This is a genomic window from Streptomyces sp. NPDC048420, assembly GCF_040651535.1.
GTDB lineage: Bacteria > Actinomycetota > Actinomycetes > Streptomycetales > Streptomycetaceae > Streptomyces.
Map to the genome: position 1 here is coordinate 83,542 of NZ_JBEZKG010000005.1, position 18,327 is coordinate 101,868.

Annotated in this window: 13 protein-coding genes; 2 read left to right on the forward strand and 11 right to left on the reverse strand. The window is 70.8% G+C overall.

All coding sequences use genetic code 11. From position 1 onward, the window contains the following. Positions 1 to 11: 11 nt before the first annotated feature. Positions 12 to 1,106: a DUF5925 domain-containing protein gene (locus AB0D34_RS10065; protein ID WP_362659281.1), complete on the reverse strand. Its 1,095-nt coding sequence runs from the start codon at positions 1,104 to 1,106 to the stop codon at positions 12 to 14. A 167-nt stretch (positions 1,107 to 1,273) separates the two neighbouring features. Here AB0D34_RS10065 and AB0D34_RS10070 point away from each other — a divergent pair, with 167 nt between their 5' ends. Next, on the forward strand, positions 1,274 to 2,695 hold the full coding sequence (locus AB0D34_RS10070) for a xylan 1,4-beta-xylosidase (RefSeq protein ID WP_362659284.1): 1,422 nt from the start codon (positions 1,274 to 1,276) through the stop codon (positions 2,693 to 2,695). A 22-nt stretch (positions 2,696 to 2,717) separates the two neighbouring features. Here AB0D34_RS10070 and AB0D34_RS10075 read toward each other — a convergent pair whose 3' ends face one another. From AB0D34_RS10075 to AB0D34_RS10105, 7 genes are all read right to left on the reverse strand, one after another. Then, positions 2,718 to 6,548 (reverse strand): lipopolysaccharide biosynthesis protein, encoded by a 3,831-nt coding sequence (locus AB0D34_RS10075; protein WP_362659287.1) that lies wholly within the window; start codon positions 6,546 to 6,548, stop codon positions 2,718 to 2,720. Continuing rightward, a complete protein-coding gene (locus AB0D34_RS10080) occupies positions 6,541 to 7,341 on the reverse strand; it encodes a polysaccharide deacetylase family protein (protein ID WP_362659290.1) in 801 nt (266 codons plus the stop codon). Before AB0D34_RS10080 ends, AB0D34_RS10075 begins: the two co-directional genes overlap by 8 nt. After that, on the reverse strand, positions 7,334 to 8,341 hold the full coding sequence (locus tag AB0D34_RS10085; RefSeq protein ID WP_362659293.1) for a glycosyltransferase family 2 protein: 1,008 nt from the start codon (positions 8,339 to 8,341) through the stop codon (positions 7,334 to 7,336). Before AB0D34_RS10085 ends, AB0D34_RS10080 begins: the two co-directional genes overlap by 8 nt. Then, positions 8,338 to 9,159, reverse strand: coding sequence for a glycosyltransferase family 2 protein (locus AB0D34_RS10090; RefSeq protein ID WP_362659296.1), 822 nt, complete (start codon positions 9,157 to 9,159; stop codon positions 8,338 to 8,340). Before AB0D34_RS10090 ends, AB0D34_RS10085 begins: the two co-directional genes overlap by 4 nt. A 360-nt stretch (positions 9,160 to 9,519) precedes the next feature. Beyond that, positions 9,520 to 10,641, reverse strand: coding sequence for a GNAT family N-acetyltransferase (locus AB0D34_RS10095; protein ID WP_362659299.1), 1,122 nt, complete (start codon positions 10,639 to 10,641; stop codon positions 9,520 to 9,522). 1 nt (position 10,642) lies between these two features. After that, complete coding sequence (locus AB0D34_RS10100; protein WP_362659301.1) at positions 10,643 to 11,038, reverse strand: hypothetical protein; 396 nt, start codon at positions 11,036 to 11,038, stop codon at positions 10,643 to 10,645. A 159-nt stretch (positions 11,039 to 11,197) separates the two neighbouring features. Further along, entirely contained in the window at positions 11,198 to 12,406 is a 1,209-nt protein-coding gene (locus AB0D34_RS10105) for a S8 family peptidase (RefSeq protein WP_362659304.1), read from the reverse strand. Positions 12,407 to 12,681: 275 nt separating this feature from the next. Between AB0D34_RS10105 and AB0D34_RS10110 the strand changes: the two genes are divergently transcribed. Next, positions 12,682 to 13,476 carry an SGNH/GDSL hydrolase family protein gene (locus AB0D34_RS10110; RefSeq protein ID WP_362659307.1) on the forward strand — a complete coding sequence of 265 codons (795 nt, stop codon included), beginning with the start codon at positions 12,682 to 12,684 and terminating at the stop codon, positions 13,474 to 13,476. A gap of 7 nt (positions 13,477 to 13,483) precedes the next feature. On the opposite strand, the gene AB0D34_RS10115 is transcribed toward AB0D34_RS10110, so the two are convergent. The 3 genes from AB0D34_RS10115 to AB0D34_RS10125 are packed head-to-tail and all read right to left on the reverse strand — an operon-like array spanning position 13,484 to position 18,189. Next, a complete protein-coding gene (locus tag AB0D34_RS10115) occupies positions 13,484 to 15,073 on the reverse strand; it encodes a protein kinase (protein WP_362659310.1) in 1,590 nt (529 codons plus the stop codon). Between the two features lie 57 nt (positions 15,074 to 15,130). Further along, on the reverse strand, positions 15,131 to 16,789 hold the full coding sequence (locus AB0D34_RS10120; RefSeq protein WP_362659313.1) for a sulfite exporter TauE/SafE family protein: 1,659 nt from the start codon (positions 16,787 to 16,789) through the stop codon (positions 15,131 to 15,133). Further along, entirely contained in the window at positions 16,786 to 18,189 is a 1,404-nt protein-coding gene (locus AB0D34_RS10125; protein WP_362659316.1) for a tetratricopeptide repeat protein, read from the reverse strand. Before AB0D34_RS10125 ends, AB0D34_RS10120 begins: the two co-directional genes overlap by 4 nt. Positions 18,190 to 18,327: the final 138 nt, after the last annotated feature.

Consider the following 18,327-nt stretch of genomic DNA (forward strand, 5'->3'; position numbering starts at 1 on the left):
CATCAAAACACTTACAGATACAACCCCGCGTCCGCTCCCGCCCGCGGCTCCGGCAGCGCCGTGGGAGAGGTCCCCCGGCGCAGCGCGTACAGCTCCGCCAGAGTCGCCCCCTCGCGGCCCACGCCCTCCTCGGTGCCGAGCCAGCCCACCGCCTCCCGGCGGGTCAGCGGGCCCACCTCGATGCGGGCCAGACAGCGGCCGGGGCGGACCACGGCGGGGTGCAGACGCTCCAGGTCCTCGTTGGTGGTGACGCCCACCAGGACGTTGCGGCCCTGGCCGAGCAGCCCGTCGGTCAGATTCAACAACCGGGAAAGGGCCTGGCCCGCCGTGTGCTTGGCCTCGCCGCGGATCAGTTCGTCGCAGTCCTCCAGGAGCAGGAGCCGCCAGCGGCCCTTGCCGGCCGAGTCCTCCTCGCCGATCGCGATGTCCATCAGGTAGCCGACGTCGTTGAACAGCCGCTCCGGGTCCAGGACGCAGTCCACCTGGCACCAGTCCCGCCAGGAGCGGGCCAGGGTGCGCAGGGCGGAGGTCTTGCCGGTGCCGGGCGGGCCGTGGAGCAGGAGCAGACGGCCCGCGATGTCCTCCGGGGTCGTCTTCATCAGGCCGTCCATCGCGTCCGCGACCGGTGCCGTGTAGTTCTCCCGGACCTCGTCCCAGGTGCCCGCGGAGATCTGCCGGGTCGTGCGGTGCGGACCGCGCCTGGGGGAGACGTACCAGAAGCCCATGGTCACGCTCTCCGGCTGGGGTTCGGGCTCGTCCGCAGCGCCGTCGGTGGCCTGGTCGAGGACCTTCTTGGCCAGCTCGGGGTCGGTCGCCGTGACGGTGACGTCGGCGCCGCGGTTCCAGCGGGAGACGAGCAGGGTCCAGCCGTCGCCCTCCGCGAGTGTCGCGCTGCGGTCGTCGTCGCGGGCGACGCGCAGCACCCGGGCGCCCGCCGGCAGCAGCGTGGCCCCGGTGCGGACCCGGTCGATGTTGGCCGCGTGGGAGTACGGCTGCTCGCCCGTCGCGAAGCGGCCGAGGAACAGCGCGTCGACGACGTCGGACGGCGAGTCGCTGTCGTCGACGTTGAGCCGGATCGGCAGAGCGTCGTGTGGGTTCGCAGACATGGCGCCCATGATCCGGCACAGGCCCCCCACACGCACCCGGTTTCCGTGGTGCGCCGCTTGTGTCGCGCCTGTCCGGTGTTTCCGGTCTGTCCTCTACCTCCTGTTACAGAGCTGTGCATCCACGGCCTCTGCCCGCACAGGCGTGTTCGCGGATACCGTTGCCCTCGATGGGACGTCATGGGTGGTATACGGGGGCACGGCGGTGGCGGCTCACCGCTCTGCTCGGTGTGGGTGCGGCGGCTCTGGCGCTGGTCGTGACCCTTCTCAACACGCTTCCGGGCAGCGGCGCGGGCACCGACGGCACATCCCGCAACGGCGACAAGGTCCACGGCACTCCGACGACCACGCCGGACGCGGAGACCCCGGAGGTGGGCTGGGGCTTCACCCACACCCAGTTCAGCGCCGACGAGGGCAGCTCCGAAGCGACCGAGCGGGTCGAACAAGAGCTCAAGGACGTGGGCGGGCTCCCGCAGAACCAGCACATCATGGGCTGGGGCGCCGACAACCCCGAGCCGGTCAAGGGGCGTTACGACTTCGAGGACCTGGACCGGCGCGTCGACTTCATGCGCGCCTCCGGCTCCACCCCGGTGATCACCCTGTGCTGCGCACCGGACTGGATGAAGGGCGGCGAGGCAGGCGTCGGCAACACCGACTGGAGCCAGTCCGCCCTGGAGACCGCCCCGCAGCCGGAGCACTTCAAGGACTACGCCGCGCTCGCCGCGACCGTCGCCAAGCGCTATCCGGACGTACGGCACTTCGTCGTCTGGAACGAGTTCAAGGGCTTCTGGAACAACTCCGAGGCCCGCTGGGACTACGAGGGCTACACCCAGCTGTACAACCTGGTCTACAAGGCGCTGAAGAAGGTCAACCCGAAGATCATGGTCGGCGGTCCTTATCTCGTGATGGACAGCGTCGACCCGCGCTCCGAGGACGCCTCCGCCACCTTCAAGGGCGCCTGGGGGGCCATGGACCAGCGGATCCTCGACGCCTTCGACTACTGGAACAGGAACAAGGCGGGCGCCGACTTCGTGGTCGTGGACGGCTCCAGCTACACCAACGACGACGAGATGCTGCCGAACGAGTTCGCGGCCACCGACAAGTTCACCGTGGTGAGCCGGTGGGTGCGGCAGCAGACCGGCAACCTGCCGCTGTGGTGGGCCGAGTACTACGTCGAGCCCGCCGACGGCAAGGACGAACGCGAGGGCTGGTCCGAGAACCGCAGGGTCGCGGTACAGGCCGCCGGGATGATCGCGCTGGCCAAGGGCGGCACCACGTCCGCCTTCTACTGGAACCCGGAGAACGAGAAGGGCACGGACTGCGCCGGCTGTCTCTGGACGCCGACGAGCGCCAGCGGCGGCGGGCAGAAGCTGCCCATGTTCGATCTCGTCAGCCGGTTCAGCAAGGCCTTCGCGCCGGGGAGCACGTACGAGAACGTCTCCGTCGCCGCCGACGACGTGCCCAACGTCCGGGTCCTCGCCACCGACAGGGCCGTCCTGGTGGTGAACACCCTGAACCGGCAGATCAGCGCCGAGATCGACGGGAAGAAGTTCGCCATGCAGGCGTATGAGGTCAAGTGGCTCACCCGCTGAGCCACTTGACCTGTGAACGGCGTCACTTCATCGTCAGGAACCGCTGCACCAGCGCCGCCAGGAACACCGCGAGCAGCGGCAGCGAGAACCAGAAGCTGCTCTGCAGCCACCGCAGCTGCCGCACCCCCGGCCGCACCGCGACCCGCACCACCTCACGCGCCGAGAGCAGCAGGACCAGCGCCAGCGCGGCCAGCGCCCCCACCACCGACCAGGGCGTCCAGGTCACCTGCGGTCCGATCGGCCCCGGATCGGCCTTCGGGACCTTCCCGGCGGGCTGGTCCCGCAGCGCGTACATGGTCACGTCGGGGTTGGTGAAGACCCGCTTGAGCTCCTTGCGGTTGTCGAGGTTGTCGAGCAGCCTCGGCTCCCACGTCCTCGAATAGCCCACGTCGAGCCGCAGATACGTGACCTGGCTGACGTTGACCATGAGATACGAGTGGGGGCCCGCGTCCTTCAGCGCCTTGACCAGGCTCGACACCAGCACCGGGTCGGGCGGCGCCAGCGTCGGCAGGTACGACACCTTCTCCATGTCCCTCGCGCCCCACGGCATCGCCGGCGTCACGTTGTTCACCGTGTCGTTGGACAGCCACAGCACCCGGACCGTCGGGTCGTCATGGGCGTAGACGTAGTCCATGGCGGCGACCTCGCCGGGCTGGATCCGCTCGAACGGTTCGTTGCCCCAACGGGCGATCAGGAAGCCGCCGATGAGCAGCAGGCCCGCCATGAGGGCAGCCACCGGAGCGAGACTGACGCGGTCCTTCTCGCGCTCCTTCGCGGTGACACCGGTGCGCGGGAAGAGCGCGAGCGCGGCGAGCAGGCCCGCGCCCGGCAGGGCGAACATGAAGACGCGCAGCGCCATTTCGCCGCCGTACGACTGCATGCCGAAGCCGAGGAACGGCACGAAGGTCAGGACGAGCAGTGCGGCTTCCCGGTACTTGTGTTCGCGTCGGCGCCACCAGCCGTAGCAGGCGAGGGCCATGACACCGCCGGCCAGCAGGACCCGCACGTACAGGACCAGCTTGTGGGTCGAACTGCCGCCCTCGATACGGCCGGAGACCGACGAGGACACATTGCCGCCGACCCCGCCGACCCCACCGAACAGCTCGTCGAAGTGGCCCGACCAGTAGGGCTCGGCCATGTAGCAGATCCACGCGGTCACCATCACGCCGAACAACACCGGAAGGCCCCGCAGTTCGCTGCGGCGGAACACCACGAGCGCCGCCAGCACGCCGAGCATCATGAACGGCGTGAGCTGGTGCGCGGGCACACTCGCCGCGAACAGGCCGATCACCACCGCGAGCAGCACGGCCCGTTGGCGACGGTTGGTCGGTTCGACCTCCGCCTCGCCGGGCCGGCGCTTCGTCCAGATCACGCGCGGTGCCCGGAACCAGACGAGCAGCACCGCCACGAACACCAGGTACAGCAGATAGGTGAAGCCCTGCGGGGAGAAGTAGTCCTGGCCGACCCAGCCGCTGAGCACGAAGATCCAGATGCCGGTCCACTTGGCCCGCCAGCTCGCCCGCATGTGCCGTACGAGCAGGAACATCGGCACCAGGTAGGCGAGTTGGATCGCCGTCGGCCACCAGCGGATGACCTCGGTGAAGTCCGTGACCCCGCAGGCCTTCGCGGCGAAGGCGGTCACCGCGAAGAAGCCCGGCCAGCTCCAGCGGGCGTCCAGGTCGGGCACCGCGGCGCCGGTCCGGTCGATGTAGTCGATGAACCCGAGGTGCTGCCAGGCCGTCGCGAACCGCGGCTCTGTCTCGATCACCGCGGGCAGCGCGTGCAGCGAGACCACCGTCGCCACCAGGGTGAGCAGCAGCAGCGCCTTGTGCTCGCGGCCCAGCCACAGCAGCGAGGCGAAGACCACGACCAGGAGGGCCGCGCCGGCCAGCGTGGGCAGCGGCAGGATCGAGATCAGGCCGAGCCCGCCCATCCGGTCCAGGTCGCTCTCGCCCAGGCCGAGCGCCGGCACCCAGTACAGGAGCAGCGCGACGGCCAGCAGACAGCCGAGGAACACCCCGAGCCAGGTGGGCTGCAGCCGCTCCCGCAGGGACAGGGGCCGCGGCGGCTCCGCGGTCTGCGGTGCCTCCTCCGGTACGGCGGGCTCCTCCGGTACGGCGATCTCCTCCCGTAGGGCGAGTTCCTTGCCCGCGTCGAACGCCACCTCGAAGGGCGCGTCCACCTCGGTCTCGGACGGTCCGAGGGAGGACTCGGAGCCGGGCTCGCGCTCCTGGACGGGAAGCCCCAGTTCGGGCAGCTTCTGCAGCGCCCACGTCGGCCGGTCGCGGGTCGGGGGCACGACGGGCGTGCCCGTGGGCGGGGTGCCGGGGCCCGGCCGTACGTCCGGACGGCGTTCCTGGTGGTCGAAGTCGACGTGGATGCCCAGTGCGAGGGTGTCCTGGTCGAGCGCCCAGCCGGGGCGGCGGGTACGGCCGGCGGCCGGTACCTCACGCGCCCCGAGGTCGGCGAGGTCGCCGTCGGGAGCGGCGCTCGCGGGGACCTCGGCGGCCGGCGCGTGCCGGATCGTCCGGTACAGCTTGGGCGCGGCGATCGCCACGATCACCGCGAGCGCGGAGATCTCGGCGACGCCCGCTCCGGTCAGCCCCATGCGGGGCAGGAGCAGCAGCGTCAGACCGAGCACCAGTGCGCACAACAGGCCCTGCAGCCAGGCGAGTCCGGAGGTGCGGCTCTGTGCGCGCAGCACCGCGAAGTACGTCTCCATGACGACCCGGAGCACCGCGCCGACGGCGAACCAGCGCAGCAGCGGGGTGGCCGCGTCCGCGTAGCCCGATCCGAACACACCGAGGATCCAGGGCGCCCCGAAGAACAGGATGCCGGCCACCGGCAGCATGATCCGCGCCATCCGTTTCAGCGCGGCCCGGGTGTTGGCGGCCAGGCGGGAGGGGTCGTGCGAGCCCTCGACGGTCAGGGAGGCGCCCATGTTGATGGCTAGCAGGTTGCAGGTGCCGCCGATCGTCGTGGTGATGTAGAAGTACGCGTTGTCCTGGGAGCTGACCTGGGAGGCCACGATCACCGGGACCAGATAGACCACGGCGAGCGAGAACAGCGAGCCGGTGTAGTCGCCCGCGAGGAAACGCCCGATCTCCCTGAGGGAGGGCGGCTTCGCGTGGTCCTCGGTCGCCTTCACATGGCGCGGAGCCAGGCGCCGGAACACCATCCAGCCGAGCGGCAGTACCGAGACGGCGATCGCCGCGACCCACGACACGAAGACCCCGGCCGTCGGGATCGCCACCGCGAACGCGACCAGCAGCCCGAGCTTCACCGCGGAGAACACGGTGTTGCCGACCGGCACCCACAGCGCGCTGCGCAGGCCGGTCAGCACACCGTCCTGGAGGGTGAGCACGTTCCAGGCGACGACGGCCGCGATGAACCCGAGTCCGTTCACCGGCCCGTGCAGGAAGCGGTACGACGGCCCCCACGCGTCCAGGGAGAGCAGGAAGACGACCGCGGCGAGCGCCACGATCACCGAACTGCCCGCGTACGTACGGGCGATGAGGCGCCCGGTGGCCCGGCCCGCGACCGGGATGAAGCGGGCCAGCGCCCCGGTCAACGTCACCGCGGTCAGACCGGCGAGGAGCTTCATCGCGGCGATCGCGGCGGAGCCCTGGCCGACCGCCGACTCGGAGTAGTAGCGGGCGGCCGCCAGCCAGAACCCGAGGCCCAGCACCGCGGAGATGCCGGTGTTGAGCATCAGGGCGTAGGCGTTGCGGAACAGCTGGTTGCCACCGCCTGTGCGCCTGCCCAGCCGGGGCAGCCGAAGACGGCGCCCCGACTGCTCGGGCGCCTTGGCCGCGGTCGACTCGGGCTCGGTCGTGGTCGTCGTGTCAGACACGGGAACGGGAGACCTTCCGGCGGACCTGTCGTGCTCTTCGGACCAACGCGTACCCCTTGGTGAGGGCACGGTCCCTGGCGAAGTCCCGGGCGATCGCCCGCCCCTGGACGAGCCGTTCGAACTCCTCGGCCGTGGTGGCCCGGCGCACGGTCAGCCGGGTCAGGGCGTACGGCCCCTGGCGGCGCCGCGCGAGGCCGTTGTTCACGGCGAGCGCCTGGCCGTACCCGGTCTCGCGCACCGCCTCGCGCACCCGGCGGCTGGAGTAGCCGTACGGGTAGGCGAGCGAGGCCGGCGCGGTGCCGAGTTCGTCGGTGACGATCTCCCTGGAGTGGATCAGCTCGTGGCGCAGCGCGGTGTCGTCGAGCTGGTCGAGCTGCGGGTGCGTGTGGGTGTGGCCGCCGATCTCGACGTCCGCCGCGGCGAGTTCGCGGACCTGGTCCCAGTCCAGCATGGTGTCCAGGCCGCCGCCCATGTCGTACGGCCCCCGGATCCAGCCGGTGGAGACGAACACCGTGGCCGTGAAGCCGTGCTTGGCGAGCACGGGCAGGGCGTGCCGGTGGACGCCCTCGTAGCCGTCGTCGAAGGTGATCAGGACGGGCCGCTCGGGCAGCGGTCGCCCTTCTCGCCAACGGGCCGCCAGATCAGTGGTCTTGACCGGCGTGAGTCCCAGCCCGCCGATCATCTCCATCTGCTGGGCGAAGGCCTCCGGGGACACCGACAGCACACGGGTGGCGTCGTTCGGGTCGGTCGCGACCGCGTGGTACATGAGGATCGGTACGGGCGGTTCAGCCATCTCTGTCCCCCTGATCCCCGGGTATGTCCACGACCGAGAACGTGGCCCCGCCGCGCCGCGCCCGCACGGTGCCGACCACATACCCACCGGCCGCCGTCAGCACCCCGGCGACGATCGCGCCCGCCCGGCCCGCGCCCCCCGGCCGGGACAGCGCGGCGTCCCGCAGCCCGCGGACGACCCCGGACGGCAGTACCCGGGTGGCGTACCGGCGTTCGGACTCAAGTCCCTTGTCGGCGCCGACACTTCGGGCAACCAGCGCCTTGGACAGGCCCTCCGCGTAGGCGCGCGTGCGGAAGTACCCGAAGTGCTCGCGCGCCTCGGGCACCCGGTGGTGGATCACCGCCCGGTCGTCGATCAGCAGGACCGCGTCCGGTCTGGCCCGGCTCAGCCGGATGCACAGTTCCGTCTCCTCGCAGCCCAGCGGGCGCTTGTCGCCGTCGCGTCCGATACCGGTGGCGAAGCCGCCCGCCGCGTCGAACGCCGTACGGCGGAAGGAGGCGTTGCCGCCCAGGACGTTGCGCACCCGGACCAGGCCGGCCGGAAGGCCCTTGTAGGTGCAGCCGACCACCCAGTCGAACTCCTGCGGGAACCAGGCGGGCCGGCGCCCCGACGCCCAGATCGGCACCGTACGGCCGCCGACCGCCATGACGTGCGGGTCGGCGTACCCCGAGGCGAAGTACCGCAGCCAGTCCCGCTCGGCGACGGCGTCGTCGTCCAGGAAGGCGATCACCTCGCCGCGCGAGGCGGCGATTCCGGTGTTGCGGCCCGCGGACAGGCCACGGGGGCCCGCGTTGGCGAACACGCGGACCTCGCCGCTCTCCGAGAAGTCCTTGTACTCCTTGGTCAGTCGGTCCAGAAGCGCCGGATTGTGGTCGACGACCAGCAGCGTCTCCAGGGCCGGGTACGACTGGGTGCGCACCGAGGAGACCGCCGCGAGGATGTCCTCCCAGCGGTCCTCGGTGTACACGCAGATCACGACGGAGATGTCGGGACCGCTCAAGACACCTCTCCCCGGCGCGAGTCGAGCATCGGCGAGTGGTGGGTACGGCGGCGCAGCGCACGCCGGTTGGACCGCTCCCCGAGGATCACCTTGAGCACCCGGAACCCGTCCCGGACCGCGCGCAGGTTGCTGGCGCCGTGGATGCGGAGGTACTCGTAGCTGGGTATCTCCTGCACCTTCAGCCCCGCCTTGACCACCCGGATGTTCATCAGGGTCTCGACCTCGAAGCCGGTGCAGTCGAGGTCGATCTTGTCGAGGCAGTGCCGCCAGAACGCGTTGTATCCGTAGCAGAGATCCGTGTAGCGGGCGCCGAACTTGCGGTTGACGATGGTGCACAGCGCCCAGTTGCCGAGCTTGCGGATGAAGGTCATGTCGTCGGTGCCGCCGCCGTTGGCGAAGCGGGACCCCTTGGCGAAGTCCGCGCCCGAGACCAGGGCGGAGACATAGGAGACGATCTCGTTGCCGTCGGCCGAGCCGTCCGCGTCGATCATGACGACGATGTCACCGGTGCAGGCCTCGAACCCGGTGATCAGCGCGTCCCCCTTGCCCTTGCCGTGCTGCTTCACCACCTTCACCTCGGGCCACAGCCCGCGGGCCACCGCGACGGTGTCGTCCGTGGAGTTGCCGTCCACCAGGATCACTTCGTGGATCCAGTCCGGAAGGGTCTTGAAGACGTACGGAAGGTTCTCCGCCTCGTTCATGGCGGGTATGACCACACTCACCGGTGGCGCTATGGCCAGATGAGTGGAGATCGGCCGGTACTGGCTGGCTGTCGGCACATCCTGGCCCGCAGTCGCCGGGCGCAGAACTGAACTCATGAGTCTGGTTCCCTCTCGTCCGGTGGACCGCCCGCCCCTGGGCGGTCCGGCTTATTGCTCCGGTTCGAAAGGGGGGTTCTCACTCACGGCATGCCGGAAGGAATCTCCGTACCTGCCGGGTGAGCTGGCAAAGCTGGCCGACCGCCGTCGTGCTGTGCTAGTCGAATAAACGACGGCCGGTCGCGCGGCACGACTCGGTCACCTGTGGTCACCGAGCACGGCACCCCCCTACCGCGCCCCGCGTCCCCCCGTCGCGGTCCTTGAGCCCTCCCCTAGAGCCGCTTGATGACGGGACGATGCGGGTGTGATGTATGACGGTATTGACGTTTGGACCCGTATGGCAAGACCTGGAACGACGTCTCACGTTTTTGTTGGTTTGACCGTTACAGTCGCGCTGGAACGGATCTTTCCCGCCTTCTTCAACAGCCGGTCGGCGGGTTCGAACAACTCCGGCCGCGTCACCACGGCGTTGCGCAGGGCCCGCACCGGAGCACGGCGGACGCGGTGTGCTGTCGCGACCGGATGCCTGCGGGTCACCCAACCTTCCGACACGGTCAGTTCCCGTGTCTTCAGGGAGTCCTTGTACTCCTTCTGGCCCCGGCCCAGATCGAGGTACGCGATGCCGTCGGCGGCGGCCGCCTCGGCCATGCGCAGATGCAGGATCAGTCCGGGGGAGAACTTCGCGTAGGCCGGGTCGTACGCCGGGAACCAGCACGCGAGCACCCGTTCCGTGCGCAGCCCGAAGTGCGCGGCGACCGGCTTCCCGTCGGCGTAGAGCACGGACAGGATCCCGGCGAACGGCTCGGAGCGGGTGTGGAACAGCTGCCGTACGAGCCGGGCGATCCACTCGTGCGCGAAGCGGTCGCTGCGGCCGGTCCTGCGGTACTGGGCGGACTTCCAGCCCATCAGCGTGTCCAGGGCGGCCGGGTCGCGCTCGTCGTGGACGTAGCGCACCTCGCTCGCGGTGCGGGCCAGCCGGCGTTCCTTGGCGAGCGTGGTCCGGGTGAACTTCGGGGCCTGAGCCCGCAGTTGGGCCAGATAGGCCTCGTAGCCCTGGTCGACGTCCATGACCGGGGAGGGGAAACCGCCGGAGGCTCCCGCCTCGAACGGCCCCTGGCCCGCCACCAGATGATCGAACTCCCAGACGGCGAGTCCGCAGGCCCTCAGCAACTCCCGGGCGTCCCAGGTGAATCCGGGCCGGTGCACCACTCCCTGGGCGTCCGAGATGCCGAGGCCGACGGCCCGGCCGACGCCCGTGGCGGTTCGCTGGAACGGGAAGAACGCGGCGGGCTCCCCCTGCTCCCGTACGACCGCGATCCGCACCCCCCGTCGGCACCGGCCCACCGCGAGCGCGAACTCGGGGGACAGGAACGGGTTCGCCAGCTCGGGAGAGCCCTGCAGATGTGCCTTGGACTGCAGGGCCGTCCAGGCCGCCCGGTCGGCCGCGCTCAGCTCGCCGGGTCGCAACACGCGGATGTCCACGTCAGAGGTCCTGACCCTTCGGCGTACGGTGCCGCCGCAGCAGCACCGGCAGGAGGATGAGGGCACTGGTCACGGCCATCGCCACGACGCCACCGCGCGCCGACCAGCGGTGCGTGGCCAGCATGCCCTGGGCCACCAGCATGTTGAGGACGACCGAGCCGGCCAGCGCGGCCAGCACCCGGGCGAACGGATCGAGGCCGCGCAGCAGGGCGGCGAGTCCGGCGGCGGGTGCCGCGAGCAGGAAGAAGAGCACGAGCGGTGCGCGCAGCGGTGAGTCGGAGCCGGTGAGTGCGAGCAGCGCGCCGAATGCCGCTACGGCGGTCGCGGCGCCCGCGAGCAACGGCGTCAGGTCTCTGTCCGACGCTCGCGAAGAGGTCCGGATGCGTGTGATGTGCATGGGCGACGTTTCCCCCCAGAAAGCGCCGGATGCCGGGCTTCAATGTCGCTCAGTGCCACGGGGGCCGTCAAGACGGCCTGGTGCGGACTTGGACACGGGTGTTCCCCGGAGGCGTAAAGCACCTCCGGGGAACGGTGGTTCACAAGACGTGCGCCGGGGTCACGGCACGATCTTCAGGAGCCGGTTCGGCGAACCGCTGCCCGCACTGGTGACCTTGCCGGTCGTCGAGCCGTTGACCAGGGCTGTGGCGACCTGGGCCGGGGTGGCCGAGGTGTGGTTCGCCAGGTAGACCGCGGCCGCGCCCGCGACGTGCGGGGTCGCCATCGACGTACCGGAGATGGTGTTGGTCGCGGTGTCGCTGGTGTACCAGCCCGCCGTGATGGAGGAGCCGGGGGCGAAGATGTCCAGGACCGAGCCGTAGTTGGAGTAGCTGGCCCTGGCGTCGGTGCTGGTGGTGGCGCCGACCGTGATCGCGGTGGCGACGCGGGCCGGGGAGTACGAGGAGGCGTTGGCGCTGCTGTTGCCCGCCGCGACCGCGTACGTCACACCGCTGGCTATGGAGTTGGCCACGGCGTTGTCGAGCGTGGTGGAGGCGCCGCCGCCGAGCGACATGTTGGCGACCGAGGGACCGCTGTGGTTCGCGGTCACCCAGTTGATGCCGGCGATGACGCCCGCGGTGGTGCCGGAGCCGGCGTTGTCCAGCACCCGGACCGCCACGATCTTGGCCTTCTTGGCGATGCCGTAGGTGGTGCCTGCGATGGTCGTGGCCACGTGCGTGCCGTGGCCGTTGCCGTCCGAGGCCGTGGTGTCGCCGTCCACGGCGTCGTAGCCGTAGCTGGCGCGACCGCTGATCTGGGCGTGCGAGATGCGTACGCCGGTGTCGATGACGTACGCCGTCACTCCGCTGCCCGCGGTGTCCGGATAGGTGTACGTGCCGGAGAGCGGGAGTGAGGTCTGGTCGGAGCGGTCCAGACCCCAGGGCGCGCTGGACTGGGTGGTGTCGGTCAGGTGCACGGTCTGGTTCTGCTCGACCGTGGCGACCGCCGGGTCGGCCGCGAGTCTGCGGGCCTCGGTCGCGGAGAGGGTGGCGGTGTAGCCGTTCAGCGCGGCGCCGAACGTCTTGTTCACCGCGCCGCCGTACTCCTTGATCAGGCTCTTGCCCTCGCTCGACGAGGACTTGAAGCCTGCGTTCTTCTTGAGCGTGACGATGTAGCTGTCCTTGACGGCCGTGGGGGAGCCGGCGGCGAGGACCCTGCCCTCGGCCGGAGCGGCCTGGGCGGGGAGGGCGGTGAACCCGCCCACGAGGGCGGCGGTCGCGAGACCGGTGACGGCGGCGAACCGGAACTTCTTGCTACGCAGTTGTGCCATTACGAGGGAGTCCTCCTCATAGGCGACGCGCGCCTGGGTCGGCCGCGCGTCCGTGGGGGGTGTGCGTGATCGCGCACACGACCGGGAGCGTCGCGTTCCGCTCCCGGCTGGGGTAAAGAGTGGGCCATCTACGGGGGTAGAACAAGGCAGTTGATGAGGAGTCAACAAATCTGTCATGTCCACGAAATTATTGGCGTTTTTGGCATGGACACTTCCCGTCGATACGCGTAGTTGCTACGACGGATGAGGCAGAGATCCTGCTAAAGGGAGGTTCCATGAGACGTTCCCGATTTGCCGCGTACGTCGGCTCGCTCCTCCTCACACTCGCCGCAGTCCTCACCGGGACAGGCACCGCCCACGCCGCCGAAGGCCCCTACGTGGCCCTGGGGGACTCGTATTCCTCGGGTGTCGGCGCAGGCAGTTACATCAGTGCAAGTGGCGACTGCAAGCGCAGCACGAAGGCCTACCCCTACCTCTGGGCCGCCGCCAACTCACCCTCGTCGTTCGCCTTCACGGCGTGCTCGGGCGCTCGAACGGGTGATGTTCTGGCGAACCAGCTGACCCCGCTCAACTCGTCCACCGCCCTCGTCTCGATCACCGTCGGCGGCAACGACGCCGGGTTCGCCGACGTCATGACGACCTGTGTGCTCCAGTCCGACAGCTCCTGCCTGTCCCGGATCAACACCGCGAAGGCGTACGTCGACTCGACGCTGCCCGGCCAACTGGACAGGGTGTACTCGGCGATCAGCAGCAGGGCCCCGAGCGCCCATGTGGTCGTCCTCGGCTACCCCCGCTTCTACAAGCTCGGCACCACCTGCCTCGGCCTCTCCGAGACCAAGCGGAAGGCGATCAACGACGCCGCGGACTACCTCGACACCGCCGTCGCCAAGCGCGCGGCGGACCACGGCTTCGCCTGGGGCGACGTCCGTGGCACCTTCACCGGCCATGAACTCTGCTCCGGCAGCGCCTGGCTGCACAGCCTCAACCTGCTCAACATCAGCGAGTCCTACCACCCGACGGCGGCCGGCCAGTCCGGCGGCTATCTGCCGGTCATGAACAGCGCGGCCTGATCTCCCCTCACGGGGATGTACTGGGGGAGGCCTCGCCGGTGCCGGTCGGGGTCTCCGCCACACAGGTCAGCGAGAACGGCACCGAGTTGGACGTTTCCTTGACGGGGTCGCGGACCTCGACGCTGATGGTGTCCTCGAACGTCCCGCTGTCGTCCTGAGTCGTGACGAACCGCCGGTCCTCCTGCGTCTTCCCGCCGCCGGCCGGGAACGTGAGCGTCTTCCAGTCGCCGTTCACCGAACCGTTCTCCGACACCCAGCGGTAGCTCACCGTCGCCGGCACCCGGCCCACCGTCAGCGTGGCCGTGAAGGTGGGGGCCGCGGACCTGTCCGGCGGACAGGCGCCGGTGTAGTCGGTGTTGGTGCCCGCCAGCGAGACATCCACCGACTGCTTCGGGGGCGCGCTCGTGGTGCTCTCGCTCTGGCTGGGCGGGGGGTTCTCCTCGCTCGGCCCGTCCGTCTCGGTCTGCGCGGGCGAACTCACCGCGGGAACCGTGTCCTTGGCGGTCTCCCCGTCCTTGTCGCCGTTGTCCCGGTTCAGCAGCGCGTACGTCAGCCCCGCGATCGCCAGCGCCAGGGCCACCACGCCCGCCACCAGCACGAAGGCCGCGCGGCGGTTGCGGTCGGGGGCCCGGGAAGCGGTGGTGGCCGCGACCGGGGTGGAGGTCGGTGTGGGCGCGGGGCGGTACGGGGCCGTCGGCGGCTCCTGCGGGAAGGGCGCCGCCACGGTCGGCGGGTACGGGGTCGACTGCACGGCGTCCGCCCGGGGCGTGCCCCCCGCCCCGATGATCCGCAGCTCCTGCTCGGCCCGCTCGGCCGGCAGCCGCTGGGCCGGGTCCTTGCGCAGCAGCCCCTCGATCACCGGGGTGAGCGGACCGGCCCGGTACGGCGGCGGCAGCTCTTCGTCCACGATCGCCCGCAGGGTGCTGAGCGGGGTGTTCTGGCGGAACGGGGAGTTGCCCTCGACGGCGGCGTACAGCAGCACGCCCAGCGACCACAGGTCGGACTCCGGGCCCGGGGTGCGGCCCAGCGCCCGCTCCGGGGCCAGGAACTCGGGGGAGCCGATGACCTCGCCGGTCATCGTCAGCGCCGAGCTTCCCTCGACCTGGGCGATGCCGAAGTCGGTGAGCACCACCCGGCCGTCGTTCGACAGCAGCACATTGGCGGGCTTCACGTCCCGGTGCAGCACCCCGGCCTCGTGCGCCGCCCGCAGCGCGGAGAGCACCTCGGCACCGATGTGCGCGGTCCGCTGCGGACTCAAGGGGCCCTCGGCGTCCAGCAGTTCGGCGAGCGAGATGCCGCGCACCAGCTCCATGACGATCCACGGGCGGCCGTCCTCGGTGGCCACGTCGTACACCGTCACCACGTTGCGGTTCGCGACCCGCGCGGCCGCCCACGCCTCGCGTTCGAGGCGGGCGTACATCCGCTCGACCTCGTGCGTCGGCAGTCCGTGGGGCGCGCGGACCTCCTTGACGGCGACCTCACGGTGCAGCACCTCGTCACGGGCCCGCCACACGGTTCCCATGCCGCCCTCGCCGAGCGGGGACAGGAGCCGGTAGCGGCCCGCGATCACTCGCTCACTGCCCGGTTCTTCGGACACGGACGTCCCCCACTTCGCACTCCGCTCGACTTCGCATGATTTCTTCACAAAAGTAGCTCAGCCGAGTGCGGATGCCGCCCCCTTGAGCACCAAACCAGCCCCAAGGGCCACGACGACGAACGCCGACATCAGCGGTGCGCTCCTGCGCACCAGTGCGGTCAGCGGGCTCGCCGCCAGACGGGGGCGCCGGTCCAGCACCCGTGTGACTCCGCTACCCAGCCTGACGACGGCGAAGCCGGCCGCGGTCAGGGTCAGGGCGAGCCCGACGCCGTACGCCACGACGAGCAGCAGGCCGAACCAGGCCTGTCCGAGCGCGGCGGCACCGACGAGCACGACGACGGCGGAGGGGCTGGGCACGAGACCGCCGGCGAAGCCGAGGAGGATCGTGCCACGGAGGGTGGGGGCGACGGCGTGGGTGTGGGTGAAGCCGCCGTGGGTGTGTTCCAGGGTGTGGGAGTGCGAGTGGTCGTGATCGTGACTGTGGCCGGGCGCGTGCGAGTGTGTGTGGGCCTTCACCGTCGCGGCCGCGGTTTCCGTGTGCGCGGCCACCAGGACCAGGGAGCGCTCCTCGGGCTCCCCGGCGGCGTCGGTGTGGCTGTGCGTGTGGCCCTGCGGCCCGTGGGGGTGCGGGTGGTCGTGATCGTGCGTGTGGCCCGGACCGTGGGAGTGGCCGTGACCGTGCCGTCGGTTGCGCAGCGCCCGGCGCAGCAGCGTCACGCCCGCCGCGGTCACCAGCACCCCGCTCGCGATGCCCAGCCAGGCGATCACCGAGGGGGCGGCCGCCGAACCGGCCGTGACCAGGAGCCCCAGGGCGACCACGCCCAGGGTGTGGGTCACCGTCACCGAGGCGGCCAGCGGCAGGACGTCCTTCATCCGGGCCTTACCACCGCGAGCCGCGGCCACCGCCGCCATCAGGGTCTTGCCGTGGCCCGGCGCGAGCGCGTGCATCGCGCCGAGGAATACGGCGATCAGCAGCGCGAGCGCGGCGAAACCGACGGTGAGGTCGTGCCGGGCGACCAGGGAGTCCAGGGTCCGGGTCCAGCGGTCGGCGCCGCGGGGCAGCACGGAGGCCGCCGGGGCGTCCGACCGCTCCTCGGAGAGGGCCGGACCACCGGGCCGTACGCGCACGGAGGCGGTCACGGTGTCGGCGGGCGAGGAGAGCAGCTCCTGCGGGTACGTGGTCAGTTCGTTCGAGATCGACTTCGTCGGTACGTCCGACTTGGTGAGCGTCATCCGGTCGCCGCGCGCGGTGATCTCACGCCAGCCGGGCCCCGAGTCGGTGCCCGCGCTGTGGAAGCCGAGGGCGACGGTGGTGTCCTCGGGCAGCGGAGCGGTCAGCCGGCACTCCACGCGCAGGGTGTCGAGCCCGGCCTGACCGGGACGCACGCGCGCGTGGCTGCTCTTCGCGGTGAGGGCGACCGTACGGCCGTCGACGGTGATCTTGGCGCCCTCCGCCGCCTTCTGGCAGCGCTGGGCGGCCCACCCGGTCATGCCCAGCTTCTCGATGTCGGGCCTGGCCTGGGTGGCCGGGATCTCCGCGAGGTCCTCGACGTGGTCGACGCGGAGCTGACCGGGGGCGGCGACGAGACCGTCGTAGCGATTGACGGTGAAGTTGCCGAGAGGATGTGCGCTCGCGCTGCTGGAAGGGAGCAGCGCGAGCGCACAAGCCGCCGTCAGGACGGCCGTGACGGACGCGAACAGACGGCGGGGCTTCACTCGGACGCCTCCTTGAGTGCCTTACGGGCCTCACGGGCGCCGAGAGGGGAGAAACCGGGGTTGAGCTTCAGGGCGGAGGCGAGCTGGCTCCGGCCCTCCTTCGCGTCGCCCGCGGCGAGCTCGATGATGCCGCGGTGGTAGCGGAAGGAGGCGTTGCGGTAGCCGGTGGCGGTGGCCTGCCGGGCGTACGGCAGGGCCTCCTTGTCGCGCCCGTTCACGTGCAGCGCCCAGGCGAGGGCGTCCGCGGTGTGCACGGTGTGCCGGCGGGCCCACTCGGCGCGAGCGGCCTTCAGGGCGGAGGCCTTGTCACCGTGGTCGGCGGCGGCGAGCGCGGTGTCGAGGTCGGCGTTGACTCCGTTCGCCCGGGCCAGCGCCGTCCAGGCGTCCACGAGGGCGTACTGGTCCTGGGCCTTCGCCTTGTCGCCCTCCCCGCCCCGGTCCTCGTACAACTCGCCCAGCTCGACGAGCGGTTGGGGCAGCGGATAGCGCGCTACGACGGCCTCCATGCCCTTGATCGCCTCCGCCCGGTCCCCGCTCGCGGCCTGGGCGCGGGCCCGGCCCTCCAGTGCGGGGAGGTAGGCGTCGTCGGCGGCGAGGGCGCGGGCGTAGTCGGTCAGGGCCGTGTCGTAGTCGCCCTGGTTCCAGGCGAGTTGACCGAGCGCGGCGGCCACGTAGGCGATGTCTCCCGGGGTGGTCGCGGTGGACAGGGCCTGCTCCAGGACGCCACGGGCGGTGCGGACGTCGCCGCGCAGCTCGTGGACGTAGGCGTAGCGGGTGAACACCGGGATGCCGGGCCGCCGTTCGTCCGCGAGGTCGGCCGCCTTCGACGCGTCCTCGTAGCGGCCGAGTTCGACGAGGGCGTCGATACGGGAGGACAGGGCGCGCTCGTTGTAGGGGTTCTGCTTCAGGGTCCTGTCGGCGTAGGCGAGGGCGTCCTTGAAGTCGTGCCGGGCGGCGGCGAGCGCGGCGAGACCGGCGAGGCCCTGCTCGTTGTCCGCCTTCAACTTCAGTGACTTCTTGATGGCTTGCTCGGCCTGCGGATACCGGGAGGGGTCGCCCTTGGTCCGCGCCTGCTCGACGTAGGCGAGCCCGAGGGTCGCCCAGCTGCCGAAGTCCCTGGGCTGGCTGCGCAGATGGGCCTGGATGGCCTTGATGCTCGTGTCGAGGTCCCCACTGGCCATGAGCCCGGGAGAGAGCGCCGAGGACGAACTGGCGACGGTGGCGGTACCGCCGTCCCGCAACGCCCCGAACGCGATCGACCCCCCGGTCAACGCGACGGCCAACAGCGCTGCACACCCGGCGAGTTGAGTGGCCCGCCACCGCCGCCCGGCCTCGGAGACCCGCCGCACGGCGGCGACCTTCTCGTCCTCGGGTGCGCTGTCGGTCGTAGACCCGGACATTGCCCTCTCCAGTTCCGTTCGTGATCGTGTGTGCGGCGCGGCCTGCACCGTGGGGGATGAGTACGCGCAGGCCGCGCCAGTAATGGGGGGTGAGGTGAGGGTTTCTAGGGGCGCGGGGAACGGCGCGACCAGCCCCCA

Bases quoted from the DNA above. Each gene is read 5' to 3' on its own strand.
- AB0D34_RS10065 (WP_362659281.1), bottom strand. From the start codon at position 1,106: ATGTCTGCGAACCCACACGACGCTCTGCCGATCCGGCTCAACGTCGAC.
- AB0D34_RS10070 (WP_362659284.1), top strand. From the start codon at position 1,274: ATGGGACGTCATGGGTGGTATACGGGGGCACGGCGGTGGCGGCTCACC.
- AB0D34_RS10080 (WP_362659290.1), bottom strand. From the start codon at position 7,341: ATGGCTGAACCGCCCGTACCGATCCTCATGTACCACGCGGTCGCGACC.
- AB0D34_RS10090 (WP_362659296.1), bottom strand. From the start codon at position 9,159: ATGAGTTCAGTTCTGCGCCCGGCGACTGCGGGCCAGGATGTGCCGACA.
- AB0D34_RS10100 (WP_362659301.1), bottom strand. From the start codon at position 11,038: ATGCACATCACACGCATCCGGACCTCTTCGCGAGCGTCGGACAGAGAC.
- AB0D34_RS10105 (WP_362659304.1), bottom strand. From the start codon at position 12,406: ATGGCACAACTGCGTAGCAAGAAGTTCCGGTTCGCCGCCGTCACCGGT.
- AB0D34_RS10110 (WP_362659307.1), top strand. From the start codon at position 12,682: ATGAGACGTTCCCGATTTGCCGCGTACGTCGGCTCGCTCCTCCTCACA.
- AB0D34_RS10125 (WP_362659316.1), bottom strand. From the start codon at position 18,189: ATGTCCGGGTCTACGACCGACAGCGCACCCGAGGACGAGAAGGTCGCC.